Origin of the sequence: Proteus hauseri, assembly GCF_004116975.1 — a bacterium.
In the GTDB taxonomy this organism is placed as follows: Bacteria; Pseudomonadota; Gammaproteobacteria; order Enterobacterales; family Enterobacteriaceae; genus Proteus; species Proteus hauseri.
The window spans coordinates 3561880-3588199 of record NZ_CP026364.1 but is presented as its reverse complement, the minus strand read 5'-3'; the positions used below and the strand labels follow the sequence as shown (position 1 = coordinate 3588199).

The 26320-nt window shown below is 36.8% G+C and carries 23 protein-coding genes, 1 tRNA gene and 1 pseudogene; 10 read left to right on the top strand and 15 right to left on the bottom strand.

Features of this window, described 5'->3' with window-relative positions; translation table 11 throughout:
- Positions 1-304: 304 nt before the first annotated feature.
- A complete protein-coding gene (locus PH4a_RS16425) occupies positions 305-817 on the bottom strand; it encodes a DedA family protein (RefSeq protein WP_129041295.1) in 513 nt (170 codons plus the stop codon).
- Between the two features lie 203 nt (positions 818-1020).
- Between PH4a_RS16425 and PH4a_RS16420 the strand changes: the two genes are divergently transcribed.
- Complete coding sequence (locus tag PH4a_RS16420; protein ID WP_129041293.1) at positions 1021-2079, top strand: NAD(P)-dependent alcohol dehydrogenase; 1059 nt, start codon at positions 1021-1023, stop codon at positions 2077-2079.
- Positions 2080-2351: 272 nt separating this feature from the next.
- Here the strand turns inward: PH4a_RS16420 and PH4a_RS16415 are convergent.
- The 7 genes and pseudogenes from PH4a_RS16415 to budA all read right to left on the bottom strand — a co-directional run.
- A pseudogene (locus tag PH4a_RS16415) lies at positions 2352-3020 on the bottom strand (energy-coupling factor ABC transporter ATP-binding protein); the annotation flags it as partial.
- Positions 3007-3849, bottom strand: a complete 843-nt coding sequence (locus PH4a_RS16410; RefSeq protein WP_129041289.1) for an energy-coupling factor ABC transporter ATP-binding protein — start codon at positions 3847-3849, stop codon at positions 3007-3009. The pseudogene PH4a_RS16415 and the gene PH4a_RS16410, both read right to left, overlap by 14 nt.
- Positions 3840-4544: an energy-coupling factor transporter transmembrane component T gene (locus PH4a_RS16405; protein ID WP_129041287.1), complete on the bottom strand. Its 705-nt coding sequence runs from the start codon at positions 4542-4544 to the stop codon at positions 3840-3842. Before PH4a_RS16405 ends, PH4a_RS16410 begins: the two co-directional genes overlap by 10 nt.
- Positions 4545-4546: 2 nt before the next feature.
- The gene (locus tag PH4a_RS16400) at positions 4547-5128 is read right to left on the bottom strand and encodes an ECF transporter S component (RefSeq protein WP_064720071.1); all 582 of its coding nucleotides are present in this window, start codon (positions 5126-5128) and stop codon (positions 4547-4549) included.
- 80 nt (positions 5129-5208) lie between these two features.
- On the bottom strand, positions 5209-5637 hold the full coding sequence (locus PH4a_RS16395; protein ID WP_129041285.1) for a PPC domain-containing DNA-binding protein: 429 nt from the start codon (positions 5635-5637) through the stop codon (positions 5209-5211).
- A gap of 296 nt (positions 5638-5933) precedes the next feature.
- Complete coding sequence (alsS, locus tag PH4a_RS16390) at positions 5934-7613, bottom strand: acetolactate synthase AlsS (RefSeq protein ID WP_129041283.1); 1680 nt, start codon at positions 7611-7613, stop codon at positions 5934-5936.
- 66 nt (positions 7614-7679) lie between these two features.
- The gene (gene budA, locus PH4a_RS16385; RefSeq protein WP_129041281.1) at positions 7680-8507 is read right to left on the bottom strand and encodes an acetolactate decarboxylase; all 828 of its coding nucleotides are present in this window, start codon (positions 8505-8507) and stop codon (positions 7680-7682) included.
- A gap of 275 nt (positions 8508-8782) precedes the next feature.
- On the opposite strand from budA, the gene PH4a_RS16380 reads away from it, so the two are divergent.
- Entirely contained in the window at positions 8783-10768 is a 1986-nt protein-coding gene (locus PH4a_RS16380) for a pentapeptide repeat-containing protein (RefSeq protein WP_129041279.1), read from the top strand.
- Between the two features lie 93 nt (positions 10769-10861).
- Here the strand turns inward: PH4a_RS16380 and ychF are convergent, their stop codons facing one another.
- Together ychF and pth are read right to left on the bottom strand one after the other, a co-directional pair.
- Positions 10862-11953: a redox-regulated ATPase YchF gene (gene ychF / locus PH4a_RS16375; protein ID WP_129041277.1), complete on the bottom strand. Its 1092-nt coding sequence runs from the start codon at positions 11951-11953 to the stop codon at positions 10862-10864.
- Between the two features lie 185 nt (positions 11954-12138).
- Positions 12139-12723 (bottom strand): aminoacyl-tRNA hydrolase, encoded by a 585-nt coding sequence (gene pth / locus PH4a_RS16370; protein ID WP_129041275.1) that lies wholly within the window; start codon positions 12721-12723, stop codon positions 12139-12141.
- A 345-nt stretch (positions 12724-13068) separates the two neighbouring features.
- On the opposite strand from pth, the gene ychH reads away from it, so the two are divergent.
- A complete protein-coding gene (gene ychH / locus PH4a_RS16365; protein ID WP_064720064.1) occupies positions 13069-13347 on the top strand; it encodes a stress-induced protein YchH in 279 nt (92 codons plus the stop codon).
- Between the two features lie 282 nt (positions 13348-13629).
- Here the strand turns inward: ychH and prs are convergent, their stop codons facing one another.
- From prs to lolB, 3 genes are all read right to left on the bottom strand, one after another.
- Entirely contained in the window at positions 13630-14577 is a 948-nt protein-coding gene (gene prs, locus PH4a_RS16360) for a ribose-phosphate diphosphokinase (protein WP_036912921.1), read from the bottom strand.
- 87 nt (positions 14578-14664) lie between these two features.
- Positions 14665-15540 (bottom strand): 4-(cytidine 5'-diphospho)-2-C-methyl-D-erythritol kinase, encoded by an 876-nt coding sequence (ispE, locus tag PH4a_RS16355; protein ID WP_129041273.1) that lies wholly within the window; start codon positions 15538-15540, stop codon positions 14665-14667.
- Positions 15537-16172 (bottom strand): lipoprotein insertase outer membrane protein LolB, encoded by a 636-nt coding sequence (lolB, locus tag PH4a_RS16350; RefSeq protein ID WP_129041271.1) that lies wholly within the window; start codon positions 16170-16172, stop codon positions 15537-15539. The genes ispE and lolB overlap by 4 nt, the downstream gene beginning before the upstream one ends.
- Before the next feature lie 240 nt (positions 16173-16412).
- Here lolB and hemA point away from each other — a divergent pair, with 240 nt between their 5' ends.
- From hemA to mnmL, 6 genes are read left to right on the top strand one after another with little or no spacing between them, the layout of a single operon-like run.
- On the top strand, positions 16413-17675 hold the full coding sequence (gene hemA, locus PH4a_RS16345; protein ID WP_064720061.1) for a glutamyl-tRNA reductase: 1263 nt from the start codon (positions 16413-16415) through the stop codon (positions 17673-17675).
- A 28-nt stretch (positions 17676-17703) separates the two neighbouring features.
- Complete coding sequence (gene prfA, locus PH4a_RS16340; protein ID WP_064720060.1) at positions 17704-18786, top strand: peptide chain release factor 1; 1083 nt, start codon at positions 17704-17706, stop codon at positions 18784-18786.
- Positions 18786-19634: a peptide chain release factor N(5)-glutamine methyltransferase gene (gene prmC, locus PH4a_RS16335; RefSeq protein ID WP_129041269.1), complete on the top strand. Its 849-nt coding sequence runs from the start codon at positions 18786-18788 to the stop codon at positions 19632-19634. Before prfA ends, prmC begins: the two co-directional genes overlap by 1 nt.
- Positions 19618-20427 carry an invasion regulator SirB1 gene (sirB1, locus tag PH4a_RS16330; protein WP_164971571.1) on the top strand — a complete coding sequence of 270 codons (810 nt, stop codon included), beginning with the start codon at positions 19618-19620 and terminating at the stop codon, positions 20425-20427. Before prmC ends, sirB1 begins: the two co-directional genes overlap by 17 nt.
- A 55-nt stretch (positions 20428-20482) precedes the next feature.
- Complete coding sequence (kdsA, locus tag PH4a_RS16325) at positions 20483-21337, top strand: 3-deoxy-8-phosphooctulonate synthase (RefSeq protein ID WP_064720058.1); 855 nt, start codon at positions 20483-20485, stop codon at positions 21335-21337.
- A 5-nt stretch (positions 21338-21342) separates the two neighbouring features.
- Positions 21343-22287 carry a tRNA modification radical SAM protein MnmL/YtqA gene (mnmL, locus tag PH4a_RS16320; protein ID WP_129041265.1) on the top strand — a complete coding sequence of 315 codons (945 nt, stop codon included), beginning with the start codon at positions 21343-21345 and terminating at the stop codon, positions 22285-22287.
- 275 nt (positions 22288-22562) lie between these two features.
- On the opposite strand, the gene dauA is transcribed toward mnmL, so the two are convergent.
- Both dauA and PH4a_RS16310 read right to left on the bottom strand, forming a co-directional pair.
- Positions 22563-24263: a C4-dicarboxylic acid transporter DauA gene (gene dauA / locus PH4a_RS16315; RefSeq protein WP_129041263.1), complete on the bottom strand. Its 1701-nt coding sequence runs from the start codon at positions 24261-24263 to the stop codon at positions 22563-22565.
- A gap of 642 nt (positions 24264-24905) precedes the next feature.
- Positions 24906-24993, bottom strand: a tRNA-Ser gene (locus PH4a_RS16310).
- Positions 24994-25325: 332 nt separating this feature from the next.
- On the opposite strand from PH4a_RS16310, the gene ghrA reads away from it, so the two are divergent.
- Complete coding sequence (gene ghrA / locus PH4a_RS16305; RefSeq protein ID WP_129041261.1) at positions 25326-26267, top strand: glyoxylate/hydroxypyruvate reductase GhrA; 942 nt, start codon at positions 25326-25328, stop codon at positions 26265-26267.
- Positions 26268-26320: the final 53 nt, after the last annotated feature.

Here is a 26320-nt window from a genome sequence, read left to right as displayed (position 1 = left end):
CATCTTTGTGATTATGTAAAATTTAATCATATTTATGGTGTTAACTAGGGAAGACGACAGAAAATATCGATAAGAAAATAAGCAGTGAGAAAAAACACTAAAAGTAAGGTAAAAATCCGAGGAATTAGACAAATAAGTCATAAAAAGACTAATTAAGATGAATAATAAGAAAAATAGTTAAGAAATATGAAAATAGATAAGCTAATCATGTTAAGTGAACAGCTAAAATATGCGTGTGGGATAATGGAAAAGTGGTAGCAAAAGAAAAAGTCGCTGAATAGTAATGGGTTGAGTCGTCAGCTTGTTATAACGTGATGTTAAGCACTCCAGTTGCAATTAAAACAAAAAGTGCAGACCAAACTAATGCAGATATTGCGCTGGTTATATAAATACCATAGGCGGGTAGTTTTAATAACCCTGCGCTAAACGGCGTTAAATAACGCAATACTGCAAGAAAGCGTGAAATAAAAATAATGCAATAGGTTTTGCTTTTTAATAATTGCTGTAGACGATTAATTTTCGATTGATAACGAGATACTCTTTTTTCAAGGCGAGGAAAACGATAAATAAAGCGGCCAAGTTTATAGCTCATAATAGAGCCTAATAAAGCGCCACAACCAGCTGCAAGCCAAAGAAAAATAGGTGAATAAGTGGGTAAATAAAGACTAAATATTAATAACAACATAAGTGATGCTGGTGGTAAAAAGGAAGAAATACCTATCGTCGATTTACCGGCTGTTAATAAAGTAATAGAGACAAATAACGTTATTGGAGATAAATGATTTAATGAATCAATAATGAAATTAAATATCTCCATTTTTATTTTCTCCAGTTATTCTTAATCTATATAAATAATATTTATGTTCACTGAGTTTTAATTTTTCAATGAAATTTGTTTTTTGCACCATATGCTAACAAAACTTAGAGATATAAAGCAATTATTTCAATAACAGCTATGCTAAATAAGTATGATTTCAGATATTTTTTAATTTTTTATTAATATATAGGGGAATTGTTTAAATGGTAAATAAGATCCTTGGCTATGCTGCTAAATCACCATCAGCTCCTTTAGCCCCTTATCAATTTGAAGTGCGTTCGTTACGTGAAGATGATGTCGCTATTGATATTCTTTATTGTGGCGTTTGCCATTCAGATTTACACCAAGCACGTAATGATTGGAATGCAAGTATCTATCCTATAGTACCAGGGCATGAAATTATTGGTCATGTAACCGCGGTAGGAAATAAAGTAAATAAATTTAAAGTAGGTGATTTAGTTGGTGTTGGATGCATGGTGGATTCTTGTCGCCATTGTTCTGCGTGCCAACAAGGATTAGAACAATATTGTGAAGAGGGATTCACCTTTACTTATAATAGCCATGATCGTCATGATAATCGAGTAACTTATGGTGGGTATGCGCAAGCTATTTTATGTGCTGAAGATTTTGTACTTCATGTTCCTAATAATTTAGCACCTGAAGGTGTTGCGCCTTTATTATGTGCAGGAATTACGACATGGTCGCCATTGCGCCAATGGGGAGTCACTAAGGGGAGTAAAGTTGCCATTATTGGGTTGGGTGGTTTGGGGCATATGGCGTTAAAATTTGCCCATGCACTCGGTGCTGAAGTGACATTATTTACACGTTCAATTGATAAAGAAGCTGATGCGCGTCGTTTAGGTGCACATCATGTTGTATTATCTACCGACAAAGCACAAATGGATGCTGTAAAAAATGAGTTTGAAGTCATTATTGATACAGTACCTTACTCCCATGATATTAACCCTTATTTACCAACATTAATGATTGATGGCACATTAGTTTTTGTTGGTTTAATTGGTGATATTGAGCCAACAATTAATACGAGTGCTATGATATTTGGGCGCAGAGCTGTTGCAGGATCTTGCATTGGTGGAATAGCAGAAACCCAAGAGATGCTGGACTTTTGTGGTAAACATAGTATTACGGCAGATATAGAGTTAATTGATATTAAAAATATTAATCAAGCATTTGAGAGAATGATAAAGAGTGATGTGAAATATCGCTTTGTTATTGATATGAAAACGCTACCTAAAAATTAAAGTAAATTTTAAATATTATATTCTGAGATGTAAATTTTAGAACAATTTAGCCGTAAGCTAAATTACGGCTAATGTTTTAATTAATAGTAATTAAATTTTAATATTTAATAATTTATTATCTCAATCATTTATTATAATGCAGATTTTCTAGCAATTAACATTTTAGCCCATTGTGTTGGGTTGTTTTTAATAGGTAAACCTAATCTCTTACTTAACGAATAAAGTGTTGGTGCTGGTAATACAGAGGGTGGCTGAAGTGTTGGATTAATTAATACTTGTTCTGGTACACCATCAGCAATTAATTGACCCGCAGATAAATGAATAATACGGCGGAAATGTCGAGCAGAAAAATCAAGATCGTGGCTAATTGCCAGCACTGATGTACCTTGTTTTTTTTGTATATTCAGCCAATATTCAAATTTTTTTAACCAGTAAGCGTCAAAATCACGTGTTGGTTCATCTAATAATAATAACTGAGGAGAAACGATACTTAAGCTGGCGACGGCAACCATTCGACGTTGGCCTGCATGTAAATCGAGAGGATGAATATTAGCCACATCTGCTAATCCACAAAGTTCAAGTGTTTCGTTTAATAGATGTTCTTTTTCTACTTTAGGAATTTTACGTTGTTTTAAGCCAAAAAGAATTTCATCTTTTACTGTGCTATGAAAAATTTGACGTTCAGGCTCTTGAAATAACACACCAATCTGACAAGCACGTTGAGCTGCTTTAATATGAGATAAGTTTTGTCCGTTTAATTGAACGGTGCCTTGCTCAGGTTTTAATAACCCAGCGGCTAGGCGTAATAATGTAGATTTTCCTGCTCCATTATCGCCAACTAATGTTACCCATTCACCTTTATTTAGTGTTAAAGATAGTTGTGATATACAAGGTGGCTCATCTTCACTCCAACGATAAGTAATTTTATCAAGCTGTAGCATAAGACTCCTTAAATGCTTTAAGTAATGCTTGGTCATTATCAACAATGGGCTGTTTCCAATGACCTTGTTCAACCAACCAAGCAAATGCTTGCCACGCATCAGGTGCATTAACTGTTGAAATAGCCATAGGAAAAACTTGCTGCAATAAGCCCTGAGATTTTACTTTTCCGGCTTCTAATAATAAAAAGTGATCACTTAAGCTAATTGCTGGAAGTAGATTGCGTTCAAATACAATTACGCTGCAATTATATTCTTTAGCATAACGCTTAATTTGTTGCTGCAATTGCTGTGTAGCATTAGATGTTAAACGACTAAAGGCTTCATCTAATAATAAAAGCTGGGGATGCATAGCAAGTGCACTAGCAATAACGACACGTTGAGCTTCTCCACCTGATAGTGTGGCAGGGTGACGAAAGCGTAGTTTTTCACATTGTGTTATTGCTAACGCTTCCTTTATACGAAACCTAATTTCATTGGCACTTAACCCTATATTTTCAGGGCCAAAAGCCACTTCTTGTTCAACAGTAAAAGCACAGCCAGAGAGTTGTAATTGCGGGGATTGTTGTACTAATTGACGTCCAGGGGCTAAAGAAACTAATCGGCTTTTGTCTAAACCAATTTCTTGCACAATACCTGAACCTTGAATTGTGCCGCTAAGTAAATCAGGAAACCAGCCAGCGATGAGTTGAGCTAGTAGACTTTTTCCGCTGCCATTGCCGCCTAATACGACTAACCATTCACCTTGATAAAGTTGAAGGTCAATAGGTCCTATAATTGGCCGTTCTTCATTTTTAGGTGTAAAGCTGAGTTGCTGTAAATTTACCACCATAACCAAATCCCCCCTTCAATAAGGATTATTAATAAAATGGCATAACGAAGAACTACTTGAAGTGAGCTATCAGTAGGTGGTGATAGCGTGGTTCTTTTAGCAATAATCCGAAATCCTCGCATATCTAATGCTGCGCCACGAATAGCTAATTCACTTAGGGTATGACTTATTAAAGGAAAAATAACAGCAGGTAAAGCGCTTAAACGCTGATAAAAGTTACCATCAAGGGGAACACCTCTTGCTAATTGTGCTTCTTTTATATTTTGCAGTTGCTGATTTAATTGTTCTACAAGTAATAATGGTCCAGCTAAGAGATAAGAAAAGCTAACAGGTAAACGGCTCGCAAAAAGCGCTTTTATAAATTGTTCAGTAGTTGTGTATTGTAGCCATAATTGTGCGGCGCTTATTATGGCTAATAATCTTAACCAAAGCGCAGTAGCAGCATGTTGGTTACTGGTATTTAAAGGCGCATTGGTTATCCAATGGGCAAGCCATCCACTGTGAACTAGCCATAATCCGATAGCCATTGGGATCATTAACCATGCGATAAAGCGCCACCGCCAGCGTGACGCTTTCCAGATTAATACGCTAATAAAAACGCCATTGCTGATAAGTAGCAATGGCAAATCTAAAGGTAGATAAATAACACTCGCACTAAGCCAAAACCAGAGTGCAAGTGAGGTAAACGGGTGCATTGTCAACTAACCTTTGCCATCGATGGAAAATTACGTTGTGCTCGTTGTGGTAATCGACGTACTAAAATCCATGCAATAATGGCGGATAATATTTTATCGGCAAGATTAGCGCCCAACACAGTAATAGCAACAGATTCAACTAATCCTTCGCCAACAGCATGGAAATAAGCAACAAAGAAATCAGCACCACTTCCGGTTGTACCGGCGAATAAATAAGTACGAATTGGCACAGCGACCAACATTAAAGCCAAAGTGATAAGGATCCCAGAGCCAATAACGCGAGTAAGAGAGCGGAAACCACCAACACGAGCCAGTAAACCTGCACTTAATCCGATCATCATGGCAACAGGAGCAAAAGCAGCTGCTATAGGACCACTAATTAATCCCCACAATAGATTTGTCAATAAGCCAGTAAATAAAGCAACCCAAGGGCCACCTAATAATGCACAAATTAATGTGCCAATAGAATCTAGAAAAATGGGGAGTTTAAGCATCGAGGTAATTTGACCACCGATCATATTAATTGCGATAGAGACCACAATAAGAACTAGAGTACGACTCGATATAAGGGGAGTTGTAGACATAATTAAAAAACCTTTGTAAAAGAGTAGTTATTATTGGTTTTATTACAGATGCGTAAATATATTCTCTTATCTGCGGGATTTTATTTACGCGGCGTGATGACTAACTCTTCATAACCAGAGTGTTTACAAGGTTGACGGCTAAAAGTCACTTGCTCTAACTCACCAATAACGAGCTCTAGCGTTGTGCGCACTGTACAACCTGGCATCATATGTCCACCACACATTAATCCATTTTCATCTGAAACCGCTAAATGAAGATGTTCACTTGAGGCATCTAATGTGCCAATGAGTGAAACAATTTCAAACTTACCTGTAATATAACGATTTTCTTCACGACCTGCGAAACGTAATACCACATCTGTTAAACTCCCCACACAACCCGCAATAAATGCCGATTTCAGATTTTGTTCTTTAATAATCTGTCGTAATGCCATAATCACATCCTCATTAGGGAGAAGGCGAAGAGCAATAAATCGAGCATGAGAAGAAAGTGATGAGGTGTGAGACATGATGATTATCCTAATCTGAAAGTCTATATTTAATTTATTATAGTTATTGTAAGCACTAAAATGACTGTGTCAGATAAGATAAAACTTAGTTTATTTGTATTATCTACTTTCATTTTTATGCACAAAACTCGCATAACGTATTATTAATAAAAAAATGAAAGAAGAAATAACGAATAACCTTTTATTAATAATGAAGTTGCTTTGTATCAAAACAAGAAGGTATGAAGAAAAACAAAAAGGGCAAAGGATGAGTGGAAAATGCTCACCCTTATTTTTTAAATACGGCGGTAAGATAACTAAATAATTATATTATAATTGATGTGTTCCATTAATTTTGCATTATCCCGATAATCGACAGGAATAGCGAGAACAGCGGGTCCCTCAACAGCCATTGCTTCATGTAAAACGGTACGTAACTGAGACGCACATGCTACATCAAAGCCTTTAGCGCCAAATGATTCAGCATAGTGTTTGAAATCAATGGCACCAAATTTCACGCCCGAATAACGTCCATATTTTTCCTGCTCTTGCATCTCAACCATATTATAAGCGTTATCCACCCAGATTATATGCAAGATATTGGTGTTTAGACGAACAGCCGTTTCTAATTCCATAGACGATTGCATAAAGCCACCATCACCAGAAACTGAAATAATCTTATCCGATGGGCGAACAAAAGAGGCACCAATTCCCCAAGGTAGGGCAACCCCCATTGTTTGCTGACCATTAGAAATCAGCATTTGTCTTGCTCTAAAGCTATAAAGATAACGTGCAAGCCAAATATGGAAACTTCCCATATCGATGCAGAGCGTTACATCATTATTAATAATATCCTGCATTTCATGAATAATGGTTAAAGGGTGAATAGGGCTACCTTGTCTAAAATAACTATTCTGTTGCAGTGTTTCTCTTTGTTGGCGAATTTTTTCTAAAACCTGACGAGTGTTATTTGAGAGTGTAATTTGAGATGTGGATTGTTTAGCGAAACGCTGAGTTAAATTATCGAGGGTTAACTTAATATTGCCTATCAATTCTAAATCAGGACAGTAAGCTAAATCTATTTCAGCCGGAATTTCATCAATATGAATAATATTGGCGTTGTGGTGATTCCACAATGAAGGCTCGTATTCAATAGGGCTATAACCTAACGTAATGACTAAATCTGCATGGGAAAGTAGTTCATCTCCCGGTTGGTTATTAAATAAGCCAATTCGCCCTGCAAATAAAGAGAAATGGCGATGAGCAATAGCACCTGCTGATTGATAAGTTTCCACAATTGGAAGGGGGCAAATATCAAGTAGTGATTGTAATGCTAGCGCATTATCAGGAAAACTTGCCTGTAAACCTAATAAAATAACAGGACTTTTTGCCGTTAATAATAATCTAACTGCTTCATTTATCGCATCATTATTAGCGCTACCTATATTAGATTTAGATTTTGGTACTAATATTGGGCTATCAACGGCATTGTTTAAAATATCCATTGGAAACGTTAAGAATGCAGAGCCGGGTCTTCCTGATTCTGCATGGCGAAACGCATTGACCATGGTTTCAGAAATAGATTTTGCAGAATCAATTTCTGCACAAAATTTTGTAATTGGATTAAACATGGTAACCGTATCCATGCTTTGATGAACCAGTTTTAATCTATCAGCCGATTTTACTGAACCCCCTAATGCAACTAATGGATCACCTTCGGAAGTTGCCGTTGCAATGCCTGTTGCCAGATTAGAACATCCCGGTCCTGAGGTTGCAATTGCAACGCCTGCCTTACCTGTTAAACGCCCAACGGCAGCAGCCATAAAGGCAGCATTAGCTTCATGACGAACAACCACGGTTTCAATACTGGAATCAACAAGCGAATCGAATACACGATCAATTTTTGCACCCGGAATACCAAACACCTGTTTAATGCCATGTCGTTCTAATTGTTTGACGACTAAATCTGCACCACATTTCCAATTATGAGTGTTCATATAACCTTCTTTTATTTTGCAAGTGAATAAAATACGAGCTGGTAATAAAACTAAGGGGGTTCTAGATTAATTTTCGGCTTGCTTTATTGCCTGATGCAGATTATCTGGCATTAAGTTCGCTTGGAGGAAAGTTGAATGACTAGGTAAATCAATGGTAAAGCGGGAAATTACACCTATTTTTAAAGTGCCATATTTTAAATAGTAATCAAGAACATGGCCGCCACCTTGGCGTTGTTGATTAATATAATGTTCATGAAATCCAGCAACATTTATACCTTGCGTAAATTGTGGTGAGCGAAAGCCAGCAATAATACCGATTTCATTGTGAAAGGTGAAAATAGGTTGATTTTTTATCGCCTCTAACATAGGAGAGTAAGGAGGTTCTTGGCGAGGAACAGTACGTGTTTTAACTAATTCAAATTCGCCTTCAATTTTAATTGCGCAAAAAAGATTATCGGAAGGAACATATTGATTGATGGTATTATGTATTTCTTGCTGTGAGGCACCATAAGAAAACGAATGTTCAATATCAGAATTAAAAAAGGTCATCACAGCAAAAGGGGATTTTTGAGAATATAATGCTCTACGGGCACTACCATCAGAACGCAATTGGAAAACGTTGTTATCAAAAGCAACTAATTCACCATCAAGTTGATCAAAGGTGCCTAAACCAAAATCACCTTGTTTTAATAAATCAGCAATAGTCACATCACTATCATAAACGCCGGCAATTAAACTGCTCATTAATGAATTTTGATAAATGGTACATTCAGGATGATTATTAATATAATTATTTAGATTGGTTATTATTTCTTGGCTACATTGACAACTACTGTTTTTATTATTGGCTATATCGCTATTATCTCGCATATTATGGTTTAAATTATCATTCATAATGAAACTGCTCCTTATTGGATAAAAATGGTCATTAATTGACTATCAATTTAATTATTAGTCCCGTTGATAAAAAATTCAAATGTTTTTATTGTTATTAAAATATTGATGATAATTCCTCATTTTTTAGATTTGTATAGTTACTATTTTATAAAGTTATTTGAATGTTTTTTTTAAAATCATTAGGATGGTGGTTGCTTTATTAAAGTAGTACTTATAAATAGTTTTTATAGTGGGTTTAAATACATAATTAATTAATTATATAGGCGACCATTATGAATATAGTATTTACATATCTAAAGGCTCATTTGGCTAAGGATACTACAGCCGCTGTTGATCTGGCAGATTATAATCCTTCTGTTAATAACTTAGTTTTTGCAAGAAAGATATTGAATCTTAAATTAACAAACACTGAAATGAAATTAAAGAAATGTTCTGGTAAAGATTTAACTGAACAGAATAAATTTAATAAATATACTTTATTGTCCAATAAATTAAAAGAAATTAAGAAAGAAAAATCGTGTGAGCTAAATAGTAGATTAAATATTAATGAAAAACGTTATTTATTTAAGAGAATTAGAGATTTTAAATATATCAATGATCCTAGGAATAAAGATCTCAGTAATAAATTTTTAATGAGAGGGTATTTTAAAAATAGAGATCTTAGAATGTTTTACTTTAAAAATGCAAATGAAAATATTAAGAGCGTTGCGGAGGAAAGAGTGAACTTCTCAGGTTCTAATCTTATGGGGGTTGATTTAAGTAGTGCACGCCTGGAGGGTTCAGAGTTTATAAATAGTAATTTGAGTGAAACTAAAATCAATATAAATAAAGCTGATTTCACAAATGCTAATCTTGATAATGCAACCATAGATAGTCATCCTTCATTTAGGAGTAAGATGACAATCGCTGAAGATATAGATGAAAGTTTTAGTGGAAATACGATATTCCATACTATCAAAACTATAGATGATAGATATAATAAAATAAAAATAAAACTTATGAAAAATATAAAAGAAGAAATAGAATGTGAAATAAATAAAAAAAGTGAATGTAAGATTGATATTGACTCATTTCCTTTGGATTCAATAGTTAATAATATTACATCTAAAAAGTATTATATGGAAGATAAGGAACTTAATAAATTTGCTAAATTTTTATTAGACTCTAATAATGTAAAAGAAAAAGAAAAAATATTTAGCAAGAGGCTTTCTCCTGAGTGTTTATCTTTTTGTTTGGATCTATTTTTAGATTATCCTAAAAAAGAACAAATGAATAATTTTATGATTAAGGATAATAAGGCTTTTATTAAATTAATTGCAATCTCTGTTTATCATGATGACTCAAGCATTAAAGAAAAAGCAAGAATGTTATATAATAAATACTTCCACTCAGATGAAGTTCAATCTTATATTAATAAAACAGTTTTCGATAATGATAGACCTGTTCTCAATTGGGATGAGAAGGATAAATTTAATTACATTCTTATTAATGATGATAAAGCCATGGTGATTAATCATAAGAATTTGACAACGATGTTATTTACTGGCGATATAGAATCTGAGATGCCTTGGTTAAATTTTTCTCTTTATATAGATAATAAAAAGAAAAGTGTAAATGAATCTGAATGTCACAGTATATTCAATAACGATTTTACGATATTTAAAGATAGTTATAATAGATTTATCAACAAACATAGAATTGATAAAATTTTATCTTTATATAATTTAGGTGATTATTATAATCGATTTTTCTTCACTTCTATGGGAGAACCTATGATATATGAAGAGAGAATATATAAGAATAGAAATGATGTAAACTTAGTCCCAATTTTTAACGAATTATTAATTATTCCAACTAAAGACAATGAAGAAACTTCACTAAAAGATGAACACTATCAAAAAATCTGTAAGCACTTTGAATTGACATCATTGAGTAATGAAGAAAAATCTCGATATTTATTGAGTCTTGTTGATATATTTATTTACTATTCTTTCAATTTTGTACCTGGTTCAGTAGAGGAGTCACGAAAAATATTAAAATTATATGCTTATGCATTAATGAATAAAGCAAGAGAATTAAATCCAAATTTAATAACAAATAAAAATCAATTAGATGAGTGGACTTCGCTATTATTAGATAAAAAGTATTTAGATACATATTCCACTACTGAACAATCATTATTTTCAGATATTAACAAGTATGGAAAAGAACATTTCGGTGATGCTTTCAGTAGTATAATACCGTTACATTGGAATTGATTATTTAAAGTAAAACAATAAAAAACCCCAAAAATTGGTCTTCAACTTTTGGGTTTTAATTTAAGAAAATGTAGCTTTTGTAATCAAGAGACTTTATACGTTAAACAAGAAGTTCATCACATCGCCATCTTGAACAATATATTCTTTACCTTCGGCACGCATTTTTCCGGCCTCTTTTGCGCCTTGCTCACCGCCATAAGTGATAAAATCATTATAAGCAATAGTTTGAGCGCGGATAAAGCCTTTTTCAAAGTCAGTGTGGATTTTACCTGCGGCTTGTGGCGCTGTTGCACCCACAGGAATTGTCCATGCACGGACTTCTTTTACGCCAGCCGTGAAGTAGGTTTGTAAGTTTAGTAATGAATAACCTGCGCGAATAACACGGTTTAAACCCGGCTCTTCGATACCTAAATCTTGCATAAACTCTTCACGTTCAGCATCTTCTAACTCAGCAATATCGGCTTCGATAGCGGCACAAACAGGAACAACCACAGAGCCTTCTGCTTGTGCAATTTTGCGAACGGTTTCAAGGTAAGGGTTATTTTCAAAACCATCTTCATTAACGTTTGCAATATACATGGTTGGTTTTAAGGTTAAGAAGCTTAAGTGGCGGATAGTTGCTTTTTCTTCTTCGCTTAAATCAAGCGCGCGTAACATGCCTGCGTTTTCTAAATGTGGTAAACATTTTTCTAACACTTCAACTTCTGCTTTAGCAATTTTATCGCCACCTTTAGCTTTTTTCTGGTTACGATGAATTGCACGTTCACAGGTATCTAAATCAGAAAGCGCTAATTCGGTATTGATAGTGTCAATATCTTCTGCAGGATCAACTTTACCTGCAACGTGAATAATATTGTCATTTTCAAAACAACGAACCACATGACCTATTGCTTCAGTTTCACGAATATTAGTCAGAAATTGGTTACCTAAACCTTCACCTTTAGAGGCACCTTTCACTAAACCTGCAATATCAACGAATTCCATCGTTGTTGGTAAAATACGCTGAGGCTTTACAATCTCGGCCAGTTTATCGAGGCGAGGATCAGGCATTGGTACAACACCTGTGTTTGGTTCAATAGTACAGAATGGGAAGTTGGCTGCCTCAATACCTGCCTTAGTTAAGGCATTAAACAGTGTAGATTTCCCTACGTTAGGCAGACCGACGATACCACATTTAAATCCCATAAACGTTCACCTTGTCACAAAAAAACGACAGGGAGGAGAGTCCCTGTTGTGCTGTTAAAAAAAATTTGGCGCCATTATAGAACAAATCCCTGTTTGATTAAATCATCAGGGATTAATTGCGCGAAAGAGGGCAAAAACGATTTCACCCATTGGATATTTATGGCTATTAAAACCAATATTAATAATTAGGCTTTAAAGCTATGCAACCGATTTATGGCTTTTTCGAAACCATCTCGCATTAAGATATCTGTGCAAGAAAGTGCTTCATCAATTGCATCGTCAATTAATTTTTGTTCACTCATTGGCGGTTTCCCTAATACAAAGCCAACGACTTTATTTTTATCGCCGGGATGGCCAATACCAATACGTAAACGATAGAAATTAGGGTTATTACTAAATTTACTTTGGATATCTTTCAAGCCATTATGGCCACCGTTACCGCCACCTAATTTCATTTTCACAACGCCAGGAGGTAAGTCGAGTTCATCGTGAGCCACTAAAATTTCATTCAGCTCAATACGATAGAAATTCGCCATTGCCTGTACCGCTTTACCGCTAAGATTCATAAATGTTGTAGGTACTAATAAGCGAACATCTTCACCAGCTAAATTAATACGCGCAGTATAACCAAAAAATTTACTCTCTTCTTTTAGAGATTGCTGATGACGTTGAGCCAATAAATCTACATACCAAGCACCCGCATTATGACGAGTCTGGGCATAATCTGCACCGGGGTTTGCTAACCCGACGATAAGTTTAATTTTACTCACAATAGCCTTTCACTGTTATCGTCTTAAAAGAAAGGACATAGTTTACCTGTCTAAGACCCGAAGCACAAAATAGATTGCAGAGATTGTTTTTAGTTAAAACACGCAAAGGAATATTTATCATTTAATGTAGCAAAAAGAGCTAAAAAAGGAAAAATAGCGCCGTAGACGATTTTTTAGAGCAAGAAAACACATTTTTTGCAAAGAATTGTCAGCATTTTTCAGGACATGTGATCACTTCGACAATAACTTTGTGATATTTATGGCTATAATAACTGCAAAGAAAAAGAGGTTATCCTTTCTGTATTTTGGTGTTGAATCGTCTGACGACGCGCTTGGAGGTGCAACATGAAATATAAACATGCATTTGCAGTTGGTAATTTATGTATGGCTATCGGGATGGTTGTTATGCTCGGTAGTCTTGGTTATACGCTAATTAGCCATATTTTTCCGTTAGGTCTTCCAGAGTTTTTATCTGATATTTCTTTAATGGGAATTTTTATTGGTGCATTGGTGTGGTTAGCTGGTGCACGTATTGGTGGCAGAGAAACAATAGCAGAAAGATATTGGTGGTTACGTAATCATGATGAACGTTATCGTCGCCATGATAACCATCGTTATCCATAGTAAATTTCAATTTTTATCAGAAGCAATTAGTTATTATAAAAATTGAGTTTAAATAATTACAGATAATGAGTTAATGGTTTTTCATTCTTGATTATCTTAAGTAAATTATAATGATACATGCCTATAAACCCGTTTTTTCTGTAACGGGTTTTTTATTGCCTAAATTTTACACCATCTCTTTATTTTTCTTTTGTTAGGATGTAAAAAACCCGCCATAACACAATGTAATACAAAGGTTATAACGGGTTTAGTTATCTCATACTACGATGAGTTTTTAACAAATTAATGTTCAAACATCGCAGAGATTGATTCTTCATTGCTGATGCGGCGAATTGCTTCTGCCAGCATGCCTGAAAGAGTCAATGAACGGACTTTATTTAATGCTTTGATTTCTGCTGACAGTGGAATTGTATCGCAGACAACCACTTCATCAATAACAGAGCTTTTGATGTTTTCAACAGCATTACCAGAGAAAATAGGGTGAGTTGCGTAAGCAAATACGCGTTTAGCACCACGTTCTTTCAGAGCTTCTGCCGCTTTGCACAATGTACCACCAGTGTCAATCATGTCATCAACTAGGATACAGTCGCGATTAGCAACGTCACCAATAATATGCATAACTTGAGAAACGTTAGCACGAGGGCGACGTTTATCAATGATAGCCATATCAGTGTCATTCAGAAGTTTAGCGATAGCACGTGCGCGAACAACACCGCCAATATCTGGAGAAACAACAATAGGGTTGTCCAAATCTTTTTGAAGCATATCTTCTAAAAGGATTGGGCTGCCGAAGACATTATCAACCGGTACATCAAAGAACCCTTGGATTTGTTCTGCGTGTAAGTCGCAAGTTAAAACACGGTCTACGCCTACACTAGATAAGAAATCCGCAACAACTTTTGCCGTGATAGGAACACGGGCTGAACGAACACGGCGATCCTGACGGGCATAACCGAAGTAAGGAATAACCGCAGTGATACGACCAGCGGAAGCTCGACGTAATGCGTCAACCATGACCACTAATTCCATTAAGTTATCATTAGTTGGTGCACAAGTTGATTGAATGATAAATACATCACCACCACGTACGTTTTCGTTGATTTGCACACTGACTTCACCGTCGCTAAAACGACCTACAGCAGCGTCTCCTAAGCTAGTGTAGAGTCGGTTGGCAACACGTTGAGCCAGTTCCGGGGTTGCGTTACCAGCAAAAAGCTTCATATCGGGCACGAGAAAAACCTCAGGCTTGCGTCCAGAGAGAGATATTGTTGACCTGTAAAGAACGTGTTTATGGACATAGCGTTTTTAAACATCATATTACGGGTGCAATAACACAGGTATCCTTGAGCGGAATAAATGCACAGGAGAAATGTTAACGCCTTGCGCTACAAATCCATGCACCCACTCAGGGGCGTTAATTAACACTTCACTAGCGGCAACTTGTGATTCGAACTCGCCGAACACACAGGCACCTGTCCCAGTTAAGCGTGACGGAGCATATTCTAACAGCCACGAAAGCAGATATTCAACCTTACGAAAACGTTTTCTTGCAATCATTTCACAGTCATTTTCAAACGGAGCCTGTAATAATGCGCCAAGAGAGCGGATAGGAGAGTTACGTTTTAATTCTGGATCTGTGAAGATTGTCGGAGTTGAAATCGAAATTCCGGGGTGTGCGACTAAATACCATTGCTCTTTTGGTGAAGCAGGGGTCAAAATTTCACCAACACCTTCTGCAAAAGCAGCGTGGCCTTTTACAAAAACGGGGACATCAGCACCTAAGGTTACGCCTAAATTGGCTAATGTTTCATCGCTTAATCCTGCTTGCCAATGCCAATTAAGTGCAATTAGTGTGGTTGCGGCATTAGAAGAACCGCCACCTAACCCACCACCCATTGGTAATTTCTTGTCGATGCTGATATCAGCACCTTGATATTGCAATGCAATATTATGTTTTTGGCAATAATTACGTAACAAAAGTGCTGCTTTGATGATTAAGTTATCTTCATCTTTAACCCCTTCAACAGGAGTTAAAATATTTAACTGTGCATCTTTGCGTGGCGTAAATGTGAGCGTATCGCCATAATCAAGAAACTGAAAAAGCGTTTGTAGATTATGGTAACCGTCGGCTCGTCGCCCTGTAATGTAAAGAAAAAGGTTTAATTTAGCAGGAGAAGGCCAGCTGAGTGTCATTGCTGTATATCCCAGTTATCCATTTTTAATTTAATAAGGCGGTCACCTTGGCGTAATTCAAGGCGTTGTGGCAGATTCGGTATGATATTTGAATCGTAGGCTTGATAAGTGATAATCCAATCGCCCTCGGGTGCAGGCCATGTCACTGATTTTAAAAGGTGATGAGCATCTAGCTCAAAAATAGTTGCATCACCCGGCAAGCCAATTAGCCAAGCTCGTAGGTTTTTCAGTGGAATAACCATGCCTGTTAGCTGATAAATCATTTCGACAGGATCATCGCTATAATATTTTTTGCCTTTGTTATCGGTGACTTCAATAACACTGGGCATCACATTTAAATCTAGTTCTGTAGTGCCTAACGGATTAGTTAATAACAAGCGATAACGATCTTCATCTCGGTCTTGCCAATAAAAACGGGCATAAACTTTATGGCTTTGCTCAATGTAGGCAAAAGCACCTCGAGTTTCATATTGTGAAATCTTTTTTAAGGCTTGTTGGCGCTCTTGCCATTGAGCATCATTATTAGAGCCTGAACCCTGAGTATTAATTTGATTAAGGTTACAGGCACTCAGCAACAGCACCGTTAACGGAAGAAGGCGCAATAATTTGGTTGGAGAAAAGCGTGAGCGCATAGCTGAGATATTCCTTAAATTCGTTATCAGTTAAAAAAAAGAGTATCATAAACCCCATGATATAACGATATTTCATTAAATTGTGTATAGAAATCTCGTATCAAACAAGTAAGCTCTTTTATTGGATGTATTCATCAAGTAGAATGGCGGCAATGAAAAGTCCATACTAAATGCGCTGTTTTAGGTTTGCACTAAGTCAGGTCGCGGGGCGGTATTTATTCATAACTCGATATAGTTGATATGACGTTATTAGCACTAGGTATTAATCATAAAACAGCCCCCGTTGCTTTGCGTGAGAAAGTCTCTTTTTCTCCCGATACTATGGGTGATGCCTTAAATAATCTCCTACAGCAACCCGCTGTCAGGGGTGGGGTTGTGCTGTCTACCTGTAACCGTACTGAGCTCTATCTTAGTATGGAAGACAAAGAAAATAGTCATGAACAGCTTATTCATTGGCTGTGTCAATATCACCAAATAGAGCCAAATGAATTACAAAGTAGTGTTTATTGGCATCAAGATAATCAAGCAGTTAGCCACCTAATGCGCGTTGCTAGTGGTTTAGACTCTCTTGTACTGGGTGAACCGCAAATATTAGGTCAAGTTAAAAAAGCTTTTGCAGATTCTCAAAATTATCACTCGCTCTCTTCAGAGCTGGAACGACTTTTCCAGAAATCTTTTTCAGTTGCGAAAAGAGTGAGAACGGAGACTCAAATTGGTGCAAATGCGGTATCTGTTGCTTTTGCTGCTTGTACTTTAGCGCGTCAAATTTTTGAATCACTCTCTTCTTTAACTATTTTACTTGTTGGTGCGGGTGAAACTATTGAGTTAGTTGCTCGCCATTTACGCGAGCATCAAGTTAAGAATATTGTCATTGCTAACCGAACTAAAGAGCGTGCACAGCGTTTAGCAAATGAAGTTGATGCAGAAGTAATTACATTAACGGAAATCGATGAACGCCTTGCTCAAGCTGATATTGTGATCAGTTCTACGGCAAGCCCTTTACCTATTATTGGTAAGGGAATGGTTGAACGCGCACTAAAAAAACGTCGAAACCAGCCTATGTTGCTGATTGATATTGCAGTTCCTCGTGATATCGAGCAAGATGTCGAAAAACTTAACAACGTTTATCTTTATAGTGTTGATGATTTAGAAGCCATTATTCAGCATAACCGTGAACAACGCCAAGCCGCAGCTGTTCAAGCAGAACACATTGTTCAGCAAGAGAGCGGTCAGTTTATGGATTGGTTAAGGGCTCAGGGTGCGGTTGGTGTGATAAGAGAATATCGTGATAGTGCTGAAGTATTGCGAGCAGAAATGACCGAAAAAGCCATCAGTCTCATTCAAAATGGTGCTGATGCAGAAAAAGTGATCCAGCAACTTTCTCATCAGTTAATGAATCGTCTTATCCATACACCAACAAAATCTCTTCAACAGGCTGCCAGTGATGGTGATATTGAACGCCTGAATCTATTACGTGAAAGTTTGGGTATTACCCATAATTAACTTTGTCTAACAGGATCTTAATCTACGAATGAAGCCTTCTATTGTCGCTAAGTTGGAAGCTCTACAAGAGCGTTATGAAGAAATTCAGGCACTTCTGTCAGAAGCCGATGTTATTGCCTCTCAGGATCGTTTTCGTGCGCTTTCAAAAGAATATTCTCAATTAACCGATGTCACGGCTTGTTTCAGCCAATGGCGTAGTGTTCAAGATGATATTGAAACGGCTCAAATGATGCTTGATGATCCTGAAATGAAGGAGATGGCACAAGAAGAGCTCAAAGAAGCACAGGCTTTAAATGATGACTTAGAAAATCAATTGCAATTACTGCTATTGCCTAAAGATCCTGATGATGAGTTTAACTGTTTCCTTGAAATTCGTGCCGGAACCGGTGGCGATGAAGCCGCATTGTTTGCTGGTGATTTGTTCCGTATGTATAGCCGCTATGCAGAATCTCGCCGCTGGCGTATTGAAGTCATGAATGCTAACGAAGGCGAACATGGTGGTTACAAAGAAGTGATCGCTAAAGTGATTGGTGATGGCGCTTATGGCGTATTAAAATTTGAATCTGGTGGGCATCGTGTTCAACGTGTGCCAGAGACAGAATCTCAAGGTCGTATTCATACCTCAGCTTGTACTGTTGCTGTATTAGCTGAAGTGCCAGAGGCAGAATTACCTGATATCAGCCCAAGTGATTTGCGTATCGATACTTTCCGTTCATCAGGTGCGGGTGGTCAGCACGTTAACACCACCGATTCCGCTATCCGTATTACGCATATTCCTACGGGGATTGTGGTGGAATGTCAGGATGAGCGTTCACAGCATAAAAATAAAGCCAAAGCGATGTCGGTGTTAGGTGCGCGTATTCGTGCTGCTGAAATGCAAAAACGTCATGAAGCAGAAGCTTCGGAGCGTCGTAATCTATTAGGTTCAGGTGATCGTTCGGACCGCATCAGGACATATAACTTCCCACAAGGTCGTGTTACTGATCACCGAATCAACTTAACATTTTATCGCTTAGATGAAGTAATGGAAGGTAAGTTAGACCCACTTATTCAACCTATCGTTACTGAATATCAAGCAGATCAGCTTTCTGCACTTTCTGAGTTAAATTAATGAATTATGAACAATGGCTGCAACAAGCAGCCTTGCAATTAATTGAAAGTGACAGCCCAAAGCGCGATGCCGAAATACTTCTTGGGCACGTAACAAAACGTGCTCGTACTTATTTAATTGCTTTTAATGAAACGCAATTATCAGAAATAGAATTAGAACAACTGGCACAATTATTGGCGCGCCGAATTATGGGCGAGCCAATTGCTTATTTGGTTGGTGAACGAGAATTTTGGTCATTGCCGTTAAAAGTCTCTCCTGCAACGTTAATACCTCGCCCTGATACAGAATGCCTGGTTGAAAAAGCGCTAGAAAAGCTTATATCAACCCCTGCAAAGATCCTTGATTTAGGTACCGGAACAGGCGCTATTGCGTTAGCTATCGCTTCAGAACGTCCTGATAGCCATATTATTGGTGTGGATCTTCAGCCAGAAGCCGTGGCATTAGCTCAAGAGAACGCTAAAAATTTAGCGCTGAACAACACAGAATTTATGGAAAGTTGCTGGTTTAGTTCACTCTCAGGTCACCAATTTGATATGATAATTAGTAATCCTCCTTACATTGATGAATGTGATGAGCATATTTATCAAGGCGATGTCCGTTTTGAGCCATTAACGGCGTTGGTGGCGGGTAAAAATGGCTTTGCTGATATTGAAACAATCATCACAACTGCAGATCGGTTTTTAACTGATAAAGGCTGGGTATTAATAGAACACGGCTGGCAGCAAGGTGAGGGTGTACGCAAAATTTTTGCTGATAAGGGTTACTGCTGTGTGGAAACTTTCCGTGACTATGGCGGTAATGAGCGAGTGACAGTAGGTCGTTGGAATTATGATAGAAACCATAGCTGATTACGAATTTAATAAAGCCCCTTTGGTAAAAGGGATGATCCTTATCTCTCAGGCTATTCGGCCTGATTTCCCTACTCATTCAGTTAGCTATCAATTAGCTCAGTTAGTGGAACAGGCAGAAGCTGAAATTCCTCGAAACACAAGTGTGCGAGAACAAATTGAAGCGCTATTAACACTATTTTATAAACAGTGGCATTTTAGTGGTGCGAGTGGAAAATATTGCCTATCAGATACCTTATGGTTGGATAAAGTATTATCTACACATATTGGTTCTCCTGTTTCATTAGGTTCAATTTTAATTTATATCGCACAGGCGTTAAATCTGCCATTAGCTCCGGTTATTTTTCCTACACAATTAATTATTAGAATAGATATTCCCAACGAAAAGGCTATATTTTTAAATCCAATTAATGGTGAATATTTATCTCAACATACATTAGAAGTATGGTTGAAAGGAAATATAGGAAATAACTCGATACTTATTGATGCTGATTTAGAAGAATCAGAATATAGCTCAATAATACGAAAGCTATTAGACACATTAAAAGTTTCGTTGATGGAAGAAAAAAATATGGAACAAGCATTAAAAGCGAGTGAAACGGTTTTAATGTTTGACCCAGAAGATCCTTATGAAATACGTGATCGCGGATTAATTTATGCTCAATTAGAATGTAATCATGTGGCGCTTTCTGATTTAAATTACTTTGTTGAGCAATGCCCTGAAGATCCAATTTCAGAAATGATTAAAATCCAAATTCATTCGATAGAACAAAATCCTGTTGTTCTACATTAAAATTTAAAAACGTACTTAATTAAAACAGTACATTACAAACAGTATAGGTATAAATATGCAACATAAAGTGGTGAATATTGGTGATATCAAGGTAGCAAACGACCTACCATTTGTGCTTTTTGGTGGCATGAATGTATTGGAATCGCGCGATTTAGCCATGCGTATTTGTGAGCATTACGTCACTGTTACCCAAAAATTGAATATTCCTTATGTATTCAAAGCCTCTTTTGATAAAGCAAACCGTTCTTCTATCCACTCTTATCGTGGGCCTGGTTTAGAAGAAGGAATGAAGATTTTCCAAGAATTAAAAGAAACTTTTGGCGTTAAAATTATCACTGATGTTCATGAGGCTTCACAAGCTCAGCCTGTATCTGAAGTGGTTGATGTTATCCAATTACCGGCCTTCTTAGCGCGTCAAACAGACTTAGTTGAAGCAATGGCTAAAACAGGTGCGGTGATTAATGTGAAAAAACCACAGTTTGTCAGCCCAGGCCAAATGGGTAATATCGTTGATAAATTTATAGAAGGCGGTAACGACAAAGTTATTCTATGTGATCGCGGAAGTAACTTTGGTTATGACAATCTTGTTGTCGATATGCTTGGTTTCCATGTCATGATGCAAGCTTCTCAAGGTGCCCCAGTTATCTTTGACGTAACACATTCACTGCAATGCCGTGATCCATTTGGTGCTGCTTCTGGTGGACGTCGTGCTCAAGTTGCGGAATTAGCACGTGCAGGTATGGCAGTTGGCTTAGCCGGATTATTCCTTGAAGCGCATCCAGATCCAGACAACGCTCGTTGCGATGGTCCTTCAGCGCTTCCATTAGCTAAACTAGAGCCATTCTTAGCACAAATTAAAGCCATTGACGATGTGGTAAAAAACTTTCCTGAGTTAGATACCAGCAAATAATTGTTATGCAACTGCATACTGTTGTGAATATGTTCGGCGCTGATCTACAGCGCCGTTATCACGAAAAAATTCATAAAATCAACCTACACGGCGGTTTTAGCTGTCCTAATCGTGATGGTACATTAGGGCGAGGGGGTTGTACGTTTTGTAATGTCTCCTCATTTGCTGATGAACAAACGCAATATCACTCCATTGAAGAACAAGTCGCTGAACAAGCCAAAAATATTAATCGCGCCCGCCGTTATCTTGCCTATTTTCAAGCCTATACCAGCACTTATGCCGAAGTAGAATATTTGCGTACTTTGTATGAAACCGCATTATTACAAGCGAATATGGTTGGTTTATGTGTCGGCACTCGACCTGATTGTGTGCCTGTTAGTGTATTAGATTTGCTACAAAGCTATCAAGATCAAGGTTATGAAGTGTGGTTAGAATTGGGTTTACAAACGGCACATAATAAAACGTTAAAACATATTAATCGCGGTCATAATTTTCAATGCTATCAAGCAACAACACGAGAAGCACGGCGACGGGGTTTAAAAGTGTGTACGCATCTTATTGTGGGACTGCCTCGTGAAGATCATCAGCTAAATATGCAAACGCTACAGCATGTTATTGAATCCGGTGTTGATGGGCTTAAATTACATCCTTTACATATTGTTGAAGGAAGTACGATAGCGAAAGCTTGGAAAGCAGGGCGTATAACGCCATTAACCCAAGAACAATATGTTTATACTGCTGGTGAAATGATCCGTCATACACCTCCAGACATTATTTATCACCGAGTTTGTGCCAGTGCGAGAAAACCTACGTTATTAGCACCAGAATGGTGTGAAAATCACTGGTTAGGAATGAATGCACTTTATCAATATTTATTAGAGAATGGGGCTCAGGGAAGTGGAATAAATAAGCCGTTTATTCGTTATATTGATAATATTATAAAAGAATAAGTTTATAAAAATAGGATAACTTTTCTTTTATAAGTAGATTTATATTTAAATTAAACAGGAGTTATAAACTTTATTATAACCTTTTTGAATTATAGGATGTATAAACATATTTATTGCTCTAGCGTTAATAATAGAAGAGATTGTCTAAGCAAAAATAGATGGTTTTTATTATATATATATTTATTTTTAAAATAACGTTAATAATAAACTTAACCTATAATCATTTAATTAAATAGAGATTAAAGGCTAAGTTTATTATTGTTTAAATGGAATGCTTAATGAATCAGCTCCATATCATCTAATGCTTTCTGTAGTGAAGGATAAAAATTAAGCGCGCCTTCAATCGGGGCAACTCTGGCTCTTGCTAATGTTTTTAATGGCTGGAATGGAATATCGCAAACAATGACATGAGTATCTTTCTTTACATCATTAATAAAATGTTGGAAAGCATGTAAACCACCGGCATCAAGTACAGGTACTGCATCCCACTGCATAATTACTGTTTTATAACCTTTACTACGTTCACGTAATTCATTAAAAATACGTTCAGCAGCGGCAAAGAATAATGGGCCATTAACACGTACGACTAATAACTGTTTATCATCATCAGTATAAGAGGACTCTGTTATTTTCGTCATATTAGCAATACGGCGCATAAATAATAACGAAGCCAGTACTATACCAATAGTAATCGCAATCACCATATCAAACAGTACAGTAAGTGATAAGCATAAGACTAATACGATAATATCGTCTTTTGGGGCATGACGAATAAGGTCAATAACTTTACGAGCTTCACTCATATTCCATGCAACAATTAATAGTAATGCAGACATTGCTGCTAATGGTAAATAAGAGAGGAAGGGGGCGAGAACTAATAACGTTAATAAAACTAATAACGAGTGAACAATAGCAGAAACAGGTGATGTTGCACCTGCGCGCACATTAGCCGCAGAACGGGCAATTGCAGCTGTTGCTGTAATACCACCAAAGAATGGTGCAACAATATTACCCACACCTTGACCAACAAGTTCATCATTAGAGTGATGTTTTTTACCTGTCATACCATCAAGAACAACTGCACATAATAACGATTCTATAGCGCCTAGCATTGCCATTGAAAATGCGGCTGGCAACAATGCAGAAACGGTGCTCCAATTCAGTGCTAAAGATCCACCGGTACTCGGTAAATTCCAAGGCAGAACGAACTGAGGCAATATAGGAGGAATACCTTGTCCGGTTGTGCCATTAGGCAGCATATAACTAAATTGTGAGCCAATAGTTGCAACATCATGCCCCAGTAAATTAACAATTCCCATCACCGCGGTACCAGCAATTAAAGCGGGTAAGTGGCCGGGTAAGCGTAAATTTAATTTAGGCCAATAGATAAGAACCAAAAGAGTTGTAAGTCCAATTAAGGTATCACCGATATGAATAGTCGGTAATGCAGCACCTAATGCAATAACTTTATCAATGTAGGTTTCTGGCACATGTGTCAGTTCAAGGCCGAAAAAATCTTTTATTTGCATTGTTGCAATGGTGATAGCTATCCCAGACGTGAACCCTAAGGTTACAGAAACAGGAATGTACTCGATTAGCTTACCAAAGCGAGCTAACCCCATAACCACTAAAATAACACCAGACATTAATGTGGCAATTAACAAGCCACTTAAGCCAAATTGCTGTGATACGGGATAAAGAATAACAACAAACGCAGCGGTGGGACCTGAAACACTGTAGCGAGAGCCACCAGACACTGCGATAACAATACCGGCAATAGCTGCGGTATAAAGACCGTATTGCGGAGGAACACCGCTACCAATAGCTAATGCCATAGCTAGAGGTATCGCGATAATACCTACGGTGATCCCTGCAATAATATCTTTTAATAAACGTGCAAAAGAATACGGTTCTTTCACACATGCATCAATAAATGCACTAAAAGGGCGAACCCGGTTAACTTTATGAGTTTTCATTTAGGATCAAACCAAAATAAGAAGTCAGATGCCGAATAATGGCGATAAGGAAAAGAGAGGATATCGCTTTTATTCGCTGATAATAATGTGATATATCAAATTATTAATGTATATCTTAAGGCTTAAAGAAATAAAAATCAATTAAACTAATAAGTTAAGCTAAAATGGTAACATTATGTTTCTGATTGTATTTATTCTGTTGCCTCATTGAAAATGAAGGTTGAATTTTATTTTAAAACTATAAAAATAGTTTTATTTTAGATTAAATGTCATTAATAAAGAAAATCAAATAAAAAACATCAAAAATTGATAATAACTGTATGAGTAAAAATAAATTATAATCAATAAAATTAATAAAAAATAGCTATTGAAAATAGTAAAAATAATATATTTAAACGATTAAGAAAAATAAAAAAATATTATTCCTTATACTAAGGCCTATACTAATAGGTAAAGAAATTAATATTTTAAACTATTTTTAAGCCTAAAAAAGGTAATGTAGAAATCAATGTAATGTAAAAATATAAAAGATAGCCTAAGTAGGAAAATTGAGCAAACAAGCAACTTAGCGAGGGCTATGTTAGTCTATTTTAAACATAAAAAAATAGAGCCTAACTGAAAGCTAGGCTCTATCTTAGAAGATGGCGGTGAGAGAGGGATTCGAACCCTCGATACGTTGCCGTATACACACTTTCCAGGCGTGCTCCTTCAGCCTCTCGGACATCTCACCGTTTTTTGTTGAGTATGTTATTGAACATAGCTTTTATTGAACACAGATATATCACATCTCAACGGGGCGCTACTATAGGGAAAAGGAGCATAAGCGTCAACAGCTAAATGTATTTTTTTCTTAACTTTTCCATCAAGCAGCCAAATAAAAAACAATATGAGCAAATGCTAAACAAATTATGCAGTAATCAAATTTGCAGTGTTGATTTAATGGTTCATATTTTCGTTAACTGGTTAACATTCTCAACATTTTTATTAACAACTTTTTCAAAGAGACTTGAAATTAACCTCTAACCCTCGCACCCTATAATAAAAATGCTGGAGGAAGGCAAAATGAATATTATTTATTATCATCCTTTTTTTGACGCAGATACATGGATAAACGGTATGAAGGCGCGTTTACCTGATGCCAACATTAGAGCTTGGAAACCGGGAGACGACAAACCCGCTGATTATGCTATGGTCTGGCTTCCTCCTTATGAGATGCTAGCGGGTCGTAATCATCTAAAAGGTATTTTTGCTTTAGGTGCTGGGGTTGATGCTATTTTAAAACAAGAACAGCAAAAACCTGGCACATTGCCTGCGGGTGTACCGGTTATGCGTTTAGAAGACACCGGAATGGGACTTCAAATGCAAGAATATGCTATTGCTAAGGTAATGTATTATTTTCGTCGCATGGATGATTATAAACGTCAGCAATCGCAACGGCTTTGGAAACAACTTCCATCTCATAGTTACGATAATTTTGTTATTGGAGTACTTGGTGCTGGGGCGTTAGGTAGCAGCGTTGCAACAAAGCTTGCGCAATTAGGTTTTAAAGTGCGTTGTTGGAGCCGTAGTGCCAAGCAAATTGAGAATGTAGACAGTTTTCATGGTAAAGAGCAACTCAATGACTTTTTAATCGAGTGTAATTTACTGATTAACTTATTACCTTATACACCAGAAACTCATGGTATTCTTAATTTCTCACTCTTTGAGCAACTGAAACCTTCTTCTTATTTAATAAACCTTGCTCGAGGTGCTCATTTAGTTGATCAAGATTTATTAGAAGCAATAGATCAAGGATACATTGCTGACGCAACCCTTGATGTTTTTGCTCAAGAGCCGTTAGCAGGAATGCATCCATTCTGGACTCATCCCCGCATTTCTATTACACCGCATATCGCGGCTTTTACCTTACCTAATATGGCAATGGACACGATTAAAGAGAATATTGAACGTATTGAAAAAGGTGAAATCCCATTCGGTGTTGTTGATATGAAAAGTGGTTATTGAGTCGAATAATTAATACTTTTATTTTGATAAGAGACGATAATGTTAAAACTATC

Bases quoted from the DNA above. Each gene is read 5' to 3' on its own strand.
- PH4a_RS16425 (WP_129041295.1), bottom strand. From the start codon at position 817: ATGGAGATATTTAATTTCATTATTGATTCATTAAATCATTTATCTCCA.
- PH4a_RS16420 (WP_129041293.1), top strand. From the start codon at position 1,021: ATGGTAAATAAGATCCTTGGCTATGCTGCTAAATCACCATCAGCTCCT.
- PH4a_RS16410 (WP_129041289.1), bottom strand. From the start codon at position 3,849: ATGGTGGTAAATTTACAGCAACTCAGCTTTACACCTAAAAATGAAGAA.
- PH4a_RS16405 (WP_129041287.1), bottom strand. From the start codon at position 4,544: ATGCACCCGTTTACCTCACTTGCACTCTGGTTTTGGCTTAGTGCGAGT.
- PH4a_RS16400 (WP_064720071.1), bottom strand. From the start codon at position 5,128: ATGTCTACAACTCCCCTTATATCGAGTCGTACTCTAGTTCTTATTGTG.
- PH4a_RS16395 (WP_129041285.1), bottom strand. From the start codon at position 5,637: ATGTCTCACACCTCATCACTTTCTTCTCATGCTCGATTTATTGCTCTT.
- alsS (WP_129041283.1), bottom strand. From the start codon at position 7,613: ATGAACACTCATAATTGGAAATGTGGTGCAGATTTAGTCGTCAAACAA.
- budA (WP_129041281.1), bottom strand. From the start codon at position 8,507: ATGAATGATAATTTAAACCATAATATGCGAGATAATAGCGATATAGCC.
- PH4a_RS16380 (WP_129041279.1), top strand. From the start codon at position 8,783: ATGAATATAGTATTTACATATCTAAAGGCTCATTTGGCTAAGGATACT.
- ychF (WP_129041277.1), bottom strand. From the start codon at position 11,953: ATGGGATTTAAATGTGGTATCGTCGGTCTGCCTAACGTAGGGAAATCT.
- ychH (WP_064720064.1), top strand. From the start codon at position 13,069: ATGAAATATAAACATGCATTTGCAGTTGGTAATTTATGTATGGCTATC.
- ispE (WP_129041273.1), bottom strand. From the start codon at position 15,540: ATGACACTCAGCTGGCCTTCTCCTGCTAAATTAAACCTTTTTCTTTAC.
- lolB (WP_129041271.1), bottom strand. From the start codon at position 16,172: ATGCGCTCACGCTTTTCTCCAACCAAATTATTGCGCCTTCTTCCGTTA.
- hemA (WP_064720061.1), top strand. From the start codon at position 16,413: ATGACGTTATTAGCACTAGGTATTAATCATAAAACAGCCCCCGTTGCT.
- prfA (WP_064720060.1), top strand. From the start codon at position 17,704: ATGAAGCCTTCTATTGTCGCTAAGTTGGAAGCTCTACAAGAGCGTTAT.
- prmC (WP_129041269.1), top strand. From the start codon at position 18,786: ATGAATTATGAACAATGGCTGCAACAAGCAGCCTTGCAATTAATTGAA.
- kdsA (WP_064720058.1), top strand. From the start codon at position 20,483: ATGCAACATAAAGTGGTGAATATTGGTGATATCAAGGTAGCAAACGAC.
- mnmL (WP_129041265.1), top strand. From the start codon at position 21,343: ATGCAACTGCATACTGTTGTGAATATGTTCGGCGCTGATCTACAGCGC.
- dauA (WP_129041263.1), bottom strand. From the start codon at position 24,263: ATGAAAACTCATAAAGTTAACCGGGTTCGCCCTTTTAGTGCATTTATT.
- ghrA (WP_129041261.1), top strand. From the start codon at position 25,326: ATGAATATTATTTATTATCATCCTTTTTTTGACGCAGATACATGGATA.